Consider the following 13,203-nt stretch of genomic DNA (forward strand, 5'->3'; position numbering starts at 1 on the left):
AAATGGGTATGAATAATGGATGATGCGCAATGACCTTATCACTGGCGAAAGCCCGTCAGAATCATTATCCACCACGTATTAATTGATTCGTTCGAAAATGGTTGCAAGGCCCATGCCCCCGCCAATGCAAAGCGTTACCAGACCAGTCAGTTTGCCGGATCGCTCCAGTTCATCAAGCAGGGTAGCCGAAAGGATAGCGCCGGTAGCGCCTAACGGGTGCCCGAGGGCTATCGATCCGCCGTTGACATTCAGGCAGCTATGATCAACGCCTAACTCATCCATAAACAGCAGCGGTACGGCAGCAAACGCTTCATTGACTTCGAACAGATCAATATCGCTGATGTTCATGCCTGCCCGTTTGAGTACTTTGCGCGTGGCCGGAATCGGACCGGTAAGCATAATCGTGGGTTCCGAGCCAACTACGGCAAATGCCTTAATACGAGCGCGAGGCTTCAAACCAGATTTTTCTCCGAATTCTTTACTGCCAATTAAAACGCCAGCTGCCCCATCAACAATTTGCGAGGAGTTGCCAGCGTGATGAACGTGATTAATTTTATCATACTGAGCGTATTTCAGCAGGGCGAGTGCATCCAGACCCATTTGACCCATAGCCTCAAAAGCAGGTTTGAGCTTACTCAAACTTTCGGCCGTTGTGCCGGGTCGTACGCCTTCATCCCGGTCGAGCAACGTAACGCCAAGTTCATCGTTGAACGGAACAAGCGTTTTCTGAAACCGATTATCAGCCTGTGCTTCAACGGCCCGACGATAGGACTCGGCGGCATACGTATCGACATCCGAACGGGAATACCCGTATTTCGTCGCAATTAAATCGGCGGAAATGCCCTGCGGCACAATGTTATGCCGGGCCACAATCTGCGGATTCATAAACAAAGCACCGCCATCGGACCCCATTGGCACGCGCGACATTGACTCAACGCCCCCGGCTATGATCGCATCAACCTGCCCCGACATGACGTAGGCCGCTGCCATGTTGATGGCTTCCAGGCCCGACGAGCAAAATCGGTTGAGCTGAACGCCCGCTACCGATTCATCATAACCGGCCTCAAGCGCAGCCGTTCGGGCAATATCTGCGCCCTGCTCGCCAATGGGCGTAACGCAGCCCATAATGACATCATCAATCAGCGACGTATCGAGTTGTTTTCGATTGCGAAGTTCCCGTAAGACGCTCGTAAGCAGCTGAACTGGCTGAACGTCGTGTAAGGAACCATCACTTTTTCCTCGTCCGCGGGGTGTCCGGACGGCATCATAAATGAATGCATCTGCCATAAATTTGCCGGGGAATTAGTATGCTTGCATACAGTTCTCAGACAAAAGTACAGTCAAAAGCTGAGTGGGGCAATTTGCCTGAGCAAATAAAAAAGCGGGAGAATGTGTTTCCCCGCTTTCCGCAAATAGATTTATCAGAACGTTTACTTATCCAGCACAACCATATCACCAATCAGGTACGCGCCCGATTCTGTTACCAGATTATACACCTTATTAACCGAACGGACTTTTTTTGCAATCCGAACGATTTTGTAGGCAGAAACGCCCTGAATAGCAGCGTCATAATGATACAGCACTTCGCCCACTTGTACGTCGCCCAGCGATTTACGCCCACTTGCAGTCAGCACAGGATGGTTGGCAGTTGCCTCCAGTAAGGTGGGCGTTGCGAGTTGATTACGGTTATCGGCAGTGAGTTCATTCACAGGAGTTACCCACACCCCCGACAGTGCAAAATCACCTTCGTGAGTATCAATTCGGGTTACGTGTGTCGGTATCGATCGCTTCGTTTTTGCATCATACCCCATCACGGTTTCGCCAACAGCTACCTTATTAATGGTTTTGATTGACCCGTCAGCCAGTGTTACCGACGCATCGGCAGCGAAGCAGAAGTTATATTCTTCTTTTTCTTAGCACCACCTTCATCGGTTTTAGCACCAGCGCCACCCGACAGCAATCCGGCCATCTCGCGCGAGAGAACAAACGTCAGGGTCGACATCAGGCCGGGTTCTTTTTCACCAACGTACTTAAGATCGTCGATGTACGCATCCCATGCCTTGCGGTCGGCTGAGGCACCGGGAATCACAAATGGTTTTACCTCGCCTGATTTTTCGTTTTTATAGATCGCCAGCAAACCGAGGTCTTTGGTATCTTCGGCTGCAAAGATTTTATAGAGATAAATTTTCCGCGTGATTCCGTCACTGTAGGTGAACACGTAAGCAGGCCGCTCTTCGTAGCGATCCAGAATAAAGCCCCCCGATTTGAAATACGTGTCTTTATCAAGATTAGCAATTTTCACTGCTTTGACTGCCTTGAGCTGTTCAACGGTCATGCCGGTCGCAGCTGCCGTTGTCTGCCCCCAGACGCGCTGACTGAGCAGCTGAGTCGTAAAAGCACAGCAAAGGAAAAGTAAAAGAGAGAGCAGGTTGTTTTTCATTGGATTAATAGCGTCTATTCAGGTTAATCGTAAACTATTTTTTTGTGTACTCACCTACCCGGGCATGAATGGCTTCAACGGTCCGACGGGCAGAAGTGAACGCGCCCGCCATCCAGGCTGTCAGGTACGTCGTGTGTTCACCTGCGAAGTAAATGTTATCATCAGGTTCCAGTAGAGCCGGATAATATTTCTTACGGGTAGCCTCATCATAAACAGCCCATCCACCGCCACTGAAGGGAATCCGATGCCAGGCCAGCGAAAATGAGTTCTCAAATTCTGATGGGTATTGCGGATGGATTTTACCGCCCTGTTCCAATGCCAGTTTTTCACGTTCGGGAACAGGCAATGCCCCGACGGCTTCGGCCCGGCTGTAAAAATTATAGTAACCAATCAGGACCCCTTTAGGTCCCTGTAACCCAAAGGATGGGTACCATATCTGATTGATATCTAAGTTAGTACGTGAAATGCCGCCGTAAATTCCGTCGTCTTCTTCCCAGAATCGACGCTTAAACTGAAGGCCGATTTTGCCGGTCTTCATGTATGGAATAAAATCAGCGGCTCGCTTGACCGTACCCGACAAATCGGATTCAATATTTTTGAGCATCGGCAGCGGCAGCGTACAGACACAAAACTCACCCGCAATTTCTACGGGTTTGCCTGCTTTCTGGTAAACGACCCGAACGCCATTTTCGGTTTTGCGAAGCTCCGTAACGGGCGCGCCGAAGATAATTTTTCCTGTCAGCTTTTTTTCGAGTGCTTTCGGTATGGCATCCATCCCACCAACCGGCTGTAACAAAGTCGTTTGCTGCTCGTATGCGTAATCTCCTACGTTGTAGAAAACAGGCTGCATAAAGCCCGAACGTAGCAGGTCAGTAAGTCCGTATGGGTCGGTAAGTGTTCCTGGTGCATTTCCCGCTCCCGGATCGCTTTTGCTTTTATACCCCCGGCGGTTGGTTCCTTTGTAAAGATGAGCCGTATTCAGATCGCCTTCATTTTTTAGGAAATCAATCAGCTTTTCTACATCTTCTTTAGTCAGTTGCTGATCGAGTGATGACTGATCGAGTGCTTTAGCCAGCAATTCGGATGTATAACCACGCATATCATTATGGTAGTCGCTGATACGCATCCGTTTGTTGGCTAGCTCTCCCGTGCCGCCCTCATTATACAAAAACGCCGATTCATTGGCCCCGTTGAAAATTTCGAGCGGAACACCCAATTCCCGGCAGTATTGAAGCGTAATCTGATGGTGGTGGGGGATCCGGGCAGCTCCTCCATTGAAGTATAAACCGTTGGCAAAGGAACAGGTCTGCGCAGGGCCGCCGTTCAGTTCAGTTTCCTGCGTGCCGCCCCTGACCGTCCAGACGCGCCCACCCGATCGGGAACGTGCTTCCAGCACCGTACAATCGTAGCCTAATTTACCGAGTTCATAAGCCGCAGTCATTCCTGCCAAACCGGCTCCTAAAATGATAACTTTTCTGCCTTTACCCTCTTTACTTTGCCCATTGGCAGGGAGATCGAAAGCCGATGCCGGAGCAGCAGGTAGCATTCCCCAAGCCAATAAACTGGCATAACTGGCACTTGTTGAATTGATAAAATCTCTTCGAGTCATAGAAAGAAACAGAAGGAAGGGTAAGAAAGGGAGGAAAGTAGAATAGGGAAGAAAGAGACGGAACAATCGTTCTTTGCTTTTCTCCCTTTGCTCCTTTTCTTCCTTCCCTCTTTATTTATCCGACTACTTTTTTAAATCCATCCATGAATATGGCCATCTCCTCCATTGTTCCGACGCTAACCCGGCAGAACGGCTGCCCATTGAAATCACGCGTCTGGATACCAATTCCCTGACCAAACATCTGACTTTCGAACGTCTTGGTTTTCATCCGGATTGGAAACAAAATGAAGTTGGTCGACGATGGAATTACGTCGTAGCCCAAATCGGTCAGCGCTTTTGTGGTGAAAGTACGTGCTTTGGCATTCTCTGCCCGGCAGTGATTTTGCCAGTCGATATCTTTGTAGCTCGCAATTCCGGCCATCAGGGTCGTAATGCTCACCGCAAAATCGCCGTTAGTATAGGCACGTAGTATTTTCAGCATGTCGGGCTGCGCGATGGCATAACCCAGACGTAACCCGGCAAAACCGTGGATTTTTGAGAACGTACGGGCCAGAATCAAGTTGGCTCCTTCGGCTACGAGTTTACCCAGTTTTGGCCGGTCGGCGGGTTCGTAGAAATCAATATAGGCTTCGTCGATAAAGACCGGAACCTTGGGCGCTACTTCCCGGCAGAATGCTTCCAGATCAGCCGTGGGCACAATAGTACCGGTTGGGTTATTTGGATTAACGATATAGACCAGTTTTACTTCAGGCGTAATAGCCGCCTTGATGGCATTCAGGTCATACTTGTAGTCTTTCGTCATGGGCATGGCCTTGATTTTCGCACCGAACTTTTCAGCCCGCTGTAGTAAATCATCGTAGGTCATGGCACTGGTCAGGATTGTGCCCCCGCCTTTGGCAAAATGGTCAGCTGCGGCCATCAGAATATCTGACGAACCGGGCGACATCATAATATTTTCGGGTTTTACGCCTTCATTCGCGGCCAGAGGGTTCTTCAACTGGGCAAATTCCATCCAGGCGTATCGGTTGCCGATTTCGGTTGCCTTAATCAGCGCTTCTTTCGCACTTGGTGCAATTCCCAACGGATTTTCGTTTGCAAATAGCCGGGCTTTCAGCTTGGGCATGTTGGCAAACGGGTCATCGGCAAACGAAAACTCATTGGTAAACGCCGATACAAAAGGGGCGTTCGACGGGGCAGCTTCAGCAGGAGTAAACCGGCTCAGGCCGAGACCGGCCGTCAGGAGGCCGCTGGCACGAAGCCAGTCCCGACGAGTTAGTTGTGATGACATGGTTGATACTTTTTTGTATTTATCTTGGATAAAATAAAAGTAAAATAAAATATAGTCCCTTAGTAGATAGGGTTTTGTGAAAGTACGAATTAATCGGCATTAAAGAAGCACGAGTGAACCGAAAACCTGCTTAAAAATTTCGCCTATTTGCATTTAAGTAGAATTAACTAATGTCAATTACAATATTAACCAAAGAAGTATTGTCATTATATGACCGGACCATTTTCGACAAACGATTTAGGAAACGGCAAGGAAGGTTTATGCTCGCAGGAAAACAGTATTAGCTACGTCCGGTTTCTCAATTACCAGATATATATTTGACATTACTACCTGAGCCTATCCCTAATAATGAAGTATATAAAACCAACTAAATTCAGCTACCTGCCTACGTTTCTGATGCCGTTGGATGTACTTGGCTTGTTTGAGTGCGATCCATTTGGTAGCTCACTCTTAATCAGGCGGATACTGATCGCTATAGTCGGCTGGCTGACGTATGCCCGCTACACCGTCGTGAACCGGATTCAGATTGAAGGAACGGAAAATCTGGAGAATCTGCCCATCAACAACGTTCTGTTTCTTTCCAATCACCAGACGTATTTCGCCGACGTCATTGCCTTTTTCCACATTTTTTGCGCTGTTAAATGGGGTTTTCAAAACACAATGGTGCCTCCTGTTTACCTGCTTGGTCCCCGAGCGCGGCAGTACTACGTAGCAGCCTCCGAAACCATGAAAAAGGGTATTGTGCCGCGGGTTTTTGCCGCGGGGTGCATTAACCATCGAACGTTCTTGGCGAGCCGAAGGACGTGAAGTACAACGAGCGGTCGATACATCGGCCAACGATAAAATTGCGAAGGCACTGGCTCATGGCTGGGTCGTCAGTTTTCCACAGGGTACCACTACGCCCTTTGCCCCAGTTCGGAAAGGAACAGGCCACCTGATCAAAAACAACGAACCAATTGTTATACCAGTGGTTATCAATGGCTTTCGGCGCGCCTTCGATAAGAAAGGGTTACGCTTCAAGAAACGAAATACACTGCTTACGGTCCAGTTTAAAGCCCCTCTTGAAGTCAGCCCCGACGATACCGTTGATGACATTGTCGCCAAAGTGCGCCATGCTATTGAGCAGGATTCTCCCGAATGGGCGCAGGAACAGAGTTAGCCGGTAGTATGTACCGGAGGTACCTATTACTTCTGACTTGATTGCGGCTAGTTTTGTTCAGGTCTAAACACGCGAGAATCCCCGTAACCGATACATTCCTAAAACCTTATCTGAAGTGTTATGAAATCCTTTTTCACAACAAAACCCAATGTAAAAATAGGTCTGCTGGCAGCCAGTCTTCTGGCTTTTGCGTTGTATTCACCCAGTTGCAGCAGGCCGGATAAAGCATCGTCTGGAGAGGGATTTGCCCGCGTCGTTCAGGATACAAATCCACCCGTTGAGCCCTTATCGCCGGAAGCCAGTATCAAAAAAATTCAGTTGCCGCCGGGCTACCACATTGAACTGGTCGCCAGCGAACCCATGATTCAGGAGCCGGTAGCCATCGCCTGGGACGGAAACGGCCGGATGTACGTAGCGGAGATGAATACGTACATGAAGGATGCGAACGCTACCGGCGAGTATGCCCCGACAAGCCGCATCAAGCGACTGGAAGATACGGATGGTGATGGTAAAATGGATAAATCAACCATTTTTATCGATAGCCTTGTTTTACCCCGCACCATTCTGCCTGTTGGCGATCAGTTACTGGTTGGTATTACGAACATTCAACACATCTGGAGCTATCGGGATACGAATGGCGATGGAAAAGCGGATGAGAAAAAGATTGTCTTTCGGAACGATGCGATTGACTCCCGAAATCTCGAACACCAGAATGGTGGCCTGATCTGGAACATGGACAACTGGATTTACCCAACCCGTGATAACCTCCGCTATAAATACAAAAACGGAAAACTGATAGCCGATACCCTGGTCGATAATATGATTGGGCAGTGGGGCATGACCAGCGACAACTATGGACGACTGTTTTACTCAGAGGCCGGTCCGGGATTACCCGCCGTTCAGATTCAGCAAAATCCGGCCTATGGTGCGCTGAATTTTGCGGATCAGTATTCAGAAAATTTTACCAAGCCCTGGCCAATTATTGGCAATGTGGATGCGCAGGGTGGTCGTGAAGCGTTACGTCCTGAAGATAACACGCTCAACAAATACACGGCGGGTTGTGGACAGTCTATTTTTCGGGGCGACCGTCTGCCGGCAGATATGCAGGGCGATTACTTTATTCCTGAGCCCGTAGGACGTATCATCAAGCGTGGTAAAGTGATTAACCGGGAGGGGAAAATTTACATTGAAGACGCTTACAAGGAGAAAGACTGGCTGGCATCGGCCGATATGAATTTCCGGCCTATTAATACGTATACCGGACCTGATGGCTGTTTTTACATCGTCGATATGTACCACGGCATCATTCAGGAAAGCGAATGGACGAAACCAGGCTCGTATCTGGGCAACGTTATTCAGCAAAAAGGTCTGTATAAAAACCGGGGTATGGGTCGTATCTATCGCGTCGTACACGACGATTTCAAGCGCGATAGCCGCAAACCGAACATGCTCAATGAATCAGCCAGTCAGCTTGTTACGTATCTGGATCATCCGAATGGCTGGTGGCGTGATAATGCTCAGCAGTTGTTGATTGTTCGGAACGACCAGTCCGTTGTGCCAGCCTTAAAGCAAATTGCCATTGGCGAGAAAGCTACACTACCCAAAAAACCGAGTCCGTTGGCCCGTATTCACGCGTTATGGACGCTGGAAGGTATGGATGCCATCGACAAACCAACTCTTTTTAAAGCATTTACGGATTCGGATGCGCAGGTACGCAAAGCAGCGGTCTGGATAAGTGAGGTTTATCTGGCGAAAAAAGATCAGGAGATAATTGAGAAATTAGCAACCTTAACCAATGATTCCAGCCCCGACGTACGGATTCAGTTGGCGCTTTCCTTACGTAATCATAAAACCCCTCGAACACAGGAACTTGTCAAACAATTACTGGCAGATAACCCGAAAAATGAATTGATGCAGTTTTCGTTTACTACGTTTGCCGAATCGCAAAAAGTGCAGCAGGCCGAACTGGAGCGGACCCGTAACCTGAGTCCTGCTGACCGGGCTTTGGTAACCAATGGAGCTACCATTTTCAAGCAGCTTTGTGCCACTTGCCACGGTCCGGATGGAAAAGGTATCGTGGTGGCAGGCAGTAAACAGATGCCCGCTCCTCCGCTGGTTGGCTCCCCCCGCGTTAAGGGCGATAAAACGCTGGTTATTCAGCTTCTACTGAATGGAATGAAAGGGCCGCTCGATGGCAAAACTTACACCGACATGATGCCTGCCATGGGCAGCAACGACGATAAATGGATTGCTTCGGTATTGAGTTACGTGCGAAACAGCAGCGAGCTAGGTAATAAATCGTCGGTTGTAACGGCGAAAGAAGTGGCAGATGTGCGCGCCAATACGCCTGTAATTCCCGGTGGGATGACCCAGCAGGAACTCGAAATATTCAAACTAGGCCGCGCCGAGCGAACAAACTGGAGCAAACCCGACGAAAAGGGTAAGTCCGGCAAATAACCATCCGCTATGAACGCACTACGTATAAAAATTCTTATTGGCTGTCTGTTCCTGTTTTATTCGCTTCGGGTAGCAGCGCAGGAAGCGACTTACATGAACAGCATCGGTACGGAATTTGTACTTGTTCAGCCCGGAAGTATGGTGGTTGGTCGGTTTCAACCTCCCTATCCTACCCCCCAAAAAACGCTTCGGACAGCAAGAAAGCAGGTAATCAATGGACCGAGAACGATTATCAGCTTGCCGAAAAGCTGGTAAAGGAGGATGCCCGGCCCGGTTTTCTGGTCAGGATCAATCGTCCGTTTTATATTGGCAAATTCGAGGTGACACAAGCCCAGTGGAAACAGGTGATGGGCACAAATCCGTCGACGTTTCAGGGGAGCAAGGTTAAAGACGAGGCCGACCAACACCCCGTTGAGCAGGTTAGCTGGCAGGATGTCCAGCAGTTTCTATCAAAATTAAACGCGCTGGACAAAAGCCACCACTACCGGCTGCCCACTGAATTTGAATGGGAATATGCGGCCAGAGGGGGTGCTCAGGACGACATATCCTGGAAAGCGATCTGGGCTTCGGCACAAATGGGTTCGCCTACGACAAGCAAAGTAGGCCAGAAAGCACCTAATGCCTGGGGCCTGTATGATATGCTCGGTAACGTTTGGGAATGGGTGCAGGATTATTACAACGAAAAAATCTTCGCTGACCCCACTCCGCCCCGTTCGGGTACACAGCACGTATTGAAAGGTGCTTCGTTTGTGGGTGATGTCAAAAACGCTACGTATATGACCCATGCCGCCGGTCCGGGAAACGGATGGGACGTAGGCTTCCGGGTAGTTATGGACGCGAAATAGGTATTCTGAAGCAGGCTTACTAATTTTTTATCATGCTCTTACAACGAGTAATCGTACTTTTTTTCCTTACGCTGGTCACACATATTGTCAATGCCCAGATCGGCAAAATTCCGGCAGGCTTTACGCCAATATTTAATGGCAAAGACCTAAAAGGATGGCACACGAGCCGCACATCGCATCAGGGCACGACCGGTAATTTTTACGTAGAGAACGGCGTCATTACGTTGAAACAACATCCGTATGGGCAGGGGGGTATTTTGCTGACCGATAAAAAATACGGAAACTTCGAGTTGTATCTGGAAGCCAAAGTCGACTCGTTTTGCAATGGCGGCATCTTCATCCGTTCTACCGAAAGCGGCATGGCTTACCAGATCGAGCTGGCAACTCCCGGCGGCCTTGGCGACCTGCTGGGCGAACGAATGACTGTGAGCAAAGGCGCTCAGGCTACCAACATCGCCAAAGTATGGAAACCCAACGACTGGAATTCATTCCGCATCCGAATGGAAGGGGATGTTCCACGTATCCGTCTGTGGGTCAACGGAGAGCCGATGTGGGAAGTAACAGAGCCGGTCAATGATTTTGTAGCTGGAGCAACCAGCGGCATGATCGGCCTACAGGCACACTGGTCGGCTGTGTATTCGCAGGCTGCCGAAGCATTCAACATGGCCGGTTCGTGGAAACCCGGTGCTGCTCATCGCTTCCGCAACATTGCAATCAAAGAACTGTAATCACGTAGCGTAAAATTACAGAGCCTGTTACAACAACCAGCGGAAGAAAATATAGAGCGTAAAGGATAGTAAAATTGACACGGGCAGGGTAAGCACCCAGGCAAGGGCAATGTTCCGGATCGTAGCAGCCTGTAAGTTTTTCACCCCTTTGCTGGCCACCATGCTACCCGCGATGCCTGACGACAGTACGTGTGTGGTACTAACCGGCAATTTCAGCCACGACGCAAAGCCGATCATCGTCGCAGCCACTAATTCTGCCGATGCCCCCTGTGCATAGGTTAGGTGTTGCTTACCAATTTTTTCGCCTACGGTTACCACAATCCGACGCCAGCCGATCATGGTGCCCAAGCCCAGCGAAAGCGCGATCATCAGGATAACCCAGAACGGGGCATAGTCTGTAAACCGACGTAGTCCGCTTTCTTCACCAAGGCTTTTGTTTAACACAGCCATTTGATTTGGGCTAACGTTAGCGCCCTCGTCCGACGTGATTTTTTTCATATTGCTGTTGATCAGCAACAAATCTTTCCGCACGTCCAGCCGCTTCTCGTTCGGAATTTTATTATCAACCAGCGGCCCACCAATCAACTGTTTCAGCTCGCTCAGTTCCGTACGGGTTTGCGTCAGCCGCTCACGGTTAGCCGGCGATAACTGACTGGGATTCAGTACATCAATCGTCTGTTCAATCCCCACAATATTCGCCTGCATCAGGCGAGGGTCGAGATTGGATTGTATGGCGAAGTGGTAAGGCACAATCCCGATCAGGATCAGCATAATCAGCCCTACGCCTTTTTGCCCATCATTACTGCCGTGGAAAAAACTGACCAGCGAACAGGTTGCAATAAGAACTCCTCGAATCCAGGTGGGGGGCTCACTATTTTTCTTAGGTTCTTTGAAAAGCTGGGCTTTTACGTCCTCCGCCACGACCCGACGTAACACAAACATCAGAACAATGGCTAGACTGAACCCGAGCAATGGCGACAGAAGCAATGCTTCGCCTGTTTCGATGGCTTTATCCCAGTTAACGGCGGCACCGGTTTTGTTATCAGGCAGAGTCGAGAAAGCAAGCCCTACGCCCAAAATAGAGCCAATAAGTGTATGAGAACTCGAACTGGGTATGCCAAAATACCAGGTACCCAGGTTCCAAATAATGGCACTCAGTAGTAGCGCCAGCACCATGGCTACGCTGTGGTATACGTTCTGATCGACCAGTAGTTCAACCGGCAGGAGGTTCACAATACCCATTGCTACCCCAATCCCCCCAGTAAAACCCCGGTAAAATTGCAAATCCCCGACCAGACAACGGCAACGGTCGGTTTCAGCGAATTGGTATAAATGACGGTGGCTACAGCGTTGGCCGTATCGTGGAATCCATTAACAAATTCAAAGGCACAAGCAGCGAATAAGCTGATAAAAAGGAGGATAAAAACATCCGTTTCTAATCCAAACATAGGTGGGGTATCTTCTGTAAACAGGCAGACAGTAGGTCTGTAAGCCAATGATTGCCACAAAAGTACGCTAAACTGGCCAGAGCAATGTTAACAAATTGTTAAGTAGAGGCACGATACTTCGTGTCTCAGATGCGTCAGCCTAGCCATCCGGATATAAGACGAAATGTATTGCGTCTCTACTTTTTGCCAGCTAATTGCCCGCAGGCAGCATCAATGTCTTTACCCCGGCTCCGGCGCACATTGACCGTCACGCCTTTGCTGTCCAGGTAACCCGCAAATTTATCCAGCGTTTGTGGATCGGTATTTTTAAAATTAGCTTCGGCAATGGGGTTATATTCAATAATATTCACCTTCGCCGGTACGCGTTTCGTGAATTTCCAAAGCTCCTGCGCGTCCTGCACCGTATCGTTGAAGTTGTAAAACAGGATATACTCGAATGTAATACGTGTGCCTGTTTTTTTGTAGAAATACCCCAACGCATCGCCCAATGCCTGAAGCGTATTGCTTTCATTGATGGGCATAATCTGGTCGCGTTTCTGGTCGTTGGCGGCATGAAGCGAGAGCGCGAGATTAAACTTCACAGCATCGTCGCCGAGTTGCCGAATCATCTTGGCAATACCCGCCGTCGATACGGTAATCCGTTTCGGCGACATCCCCAATCCTGTAGGCGACGTAATGCGATCAACTGATTCCAGTACGTTTTTGTAGTTTAGCAAGGGCTCGCCCATCCCCATATAAACGATATTGGAGAGCGGAACATCGTAGTTCGTCTTTGCCTGACGATCAATAGCTACTACCTGATCATAAATTTCGGCTGCGTCGAGGTTACGCTTACGATCCATATAGCCTGTCGCACAGAATTTACAGGTCAGGGAGCAACCTACCTGGCTCGACACGCAGGCTGTCATCCGGTCAACATCATCATTACGTAGTGCCGGAATCAAAACCCCTTCAACCAGATTACCATCAAAAAGCCGGAAGGATGATTTAATCGTACCATCGTTACTACGTTGCTCCTGATCGACGGTCAGCGGCCGGATTTCGAAATGCGCTTTCAACAGTTCCCGCGTTGGCATCGACAGGTTTGTCATCTGGTCAAACGACAAAGCCGATTTTTTCCAGAGCCATTCCTGAATCTGATTCGCCCGGAATCCCTGTTCGCCATGTTGTGTGAGCCAGTCTTTTAACTGTATAGATGTTAGTTTGCGGATGTCCTGCATGTTGAATGA

Annotated in this window: 10 protein-coding genes and 2 pseudogenes; 5 read left to right on the top strand and 7 right to left on the bottom strand. The window is 49.2% G+C overall.

The features are described 5' to 3' along the window. Nucleotides 1–78 precede the first annotated feature (78 nt). The 5 genes from LN737_RS02120 to LN737_RS02140 all read right to left on the bottom strand — a co-directional run bounded on the left by LN737_RS02120 (nucleotide 79) and on the right by LN737_RS02140 (nucleotide 5,337). Nucleotides 79–1,287 carry an acetyl-CoA C-acetyltransferase gene (locus LN737_RS02120; RefSeq protein WP_405515812.1) on the bottom strand — a complete coding sequence of 403 codons (1,209 nt, stop codon included), beginning with the start codon at nucleotides 1,285–1,287 and terminating at the stop codon, nucleotides 79–81. Nucleotides 1,288–1,430: 143 nt separating this feature from the next. Then, nucleotides 1,431–1,811, bottom strand: coding sequence for a hypothetical protein (locus tag LN737_RS02125; RefSeq protein ID WP_405520582.1), 381 nt, complete (start codon nucleotides 1,809–1,811; stop codon nucleotides 1,431–1,433). A 56-nt stretch (nucleotides 1,812–1,867) separates the two neighbouring features. Beyond that, nucleotides 1,868–2,440: a hypothetical protein gene (locus LN737_RS02130; RefSeq protein ID WP_405515814.1), complete on the bottom strand. Its 573-nt coding sequence runs from the start codon at nucleotides 2,438–2,440 to the stop codon at nucleotides 1,868–1,870. Between the two features lie 34 nt (nucleotides 2,441–2,474). Then, complete coding sequence (locus LN737_RS02135) at nucleotides 2,475–4,049, bottom strand: flavin monoamine oxidase family protein (protein WP_405515816.1); 1,575 nt, start codon at nucleotides 4,047–4,049, stop codon at nucleotides 2,475–2,477. Between the two features lie 115 nt (nucleotides 4,050–4,164). Continuing rightward, nucleotides 4,165–5,337, bottom strand: a complete 1,173-nt coding sequence (locus LN737_RS02140; RefSeq protein WP_405515818.1) for a histidinol-phosphate transaminase — start codon at nucleotides 5,335–5,337, stop codon at nucleotides 4,165–4,167. 348 nt (nucleotides 5,338–5,685) lie between these two features. Between LN737_RS02140 and LN737_RS02145 the strand changes: the two are divergent. The 5 genes and pseudogenes from LN737_RS02145 to LN737_RS02165 all read left to right on the top strand — a co-directional run bounded on the left by LN737_RS02145 (nucleotide 5,686) and on the right by LN737_RS02165 (nucleotide 10,526). Continuing rightward, nucleotides 5,686–6,496, top strand: a pseudogene (locus LN737_RS02145) (lysophospholipid acyltransferase family protein). Nucleotides 6,497–6,616: 120 nt separating this feature from the next. Then, nucleotides 6,617–8,953 (top strand): HEAT repeat domain-containing protein, encoded by a 2,337-nt coding sequence (locus tag LN737_RS02150; RefSeq protein WP_405515820.1) that lies wholly within the window; start codon nucleotides 6,617–6,619, stop codon nucleotides 8,951–8,953. A 9-nt stretch (nucleotides 8,954–8,962) separates the two neighbouring features. Continuing rightward, entirely contained in the window at nucleotides 8,963–9,208 is a 246-nt protein-coding gene (locus tag LN737_RS02155; protein ID WP_405515822.1) for a hypothetical protein, read from the top strand. Between the two features lie 65 nt (nucleotides 9,209–9,273). Then, entirely contained in the window at nucleotides 9,274–9,798 is a 525-nt protein-coding gene (locus tag LN737_RS02160; RefSeq protein WP_405515824.1) for a formylglycine-generating enzyme family protein, read from the top strand. A 32-nt stretch (nucleotides 9,799–9,830) separates the two neighbouring features. Next, entirely contained in the window at nucleotides 9,831–10,526 is a 696-nt protein-coding gene (locus LN737_RS02165) for a DUF1080 domain-containing protein (protein ID WP_405515826.1), read from the top strand. A 27-nt stretch (nucleotides 10,527–10,553) separates the two neighbouring features. On the opposite strand, the pseudogene LN737_RS02170 reads toward LN737_RS02165, so the two are convergent. Both LN737_RS02170 and rlmN read right to left on the bottom strand, forming a co-directional pair. Continuing rightward, nucleotides 10,554–11,974 (bottom strand): annotated as a pseudogene (locus LN737_RS02170) (inorganic phosphate transporter). Between the two features lie 176 nt (nucleotides 11,975–12,150). Continuing rightward, nucleotides 12,151–13,194, bottom strand: coding sequence for a 23S rRNA (adenine(2503)-C(2))-methyltransferase RlmN (gene rlmN / locus LN737_RS02175; RefSeq protein ID WP_405515828.1), 1,044 nt, complete (start codon nucleotides 13,192–13,194; stop codon nucleotides 12,151–12,153). Nucleotides 13,195–13,203 lie beyond the last annotated feature (9 nt).

Source organism: Spirosoma sp. KNUC1025, from assembly GCF_045160025.1.
Classification (GTDB): Bacteria; Bacteroidota; Bacteroidia; order Cytophagales; family Spirosomataceae; genus Spirosoma.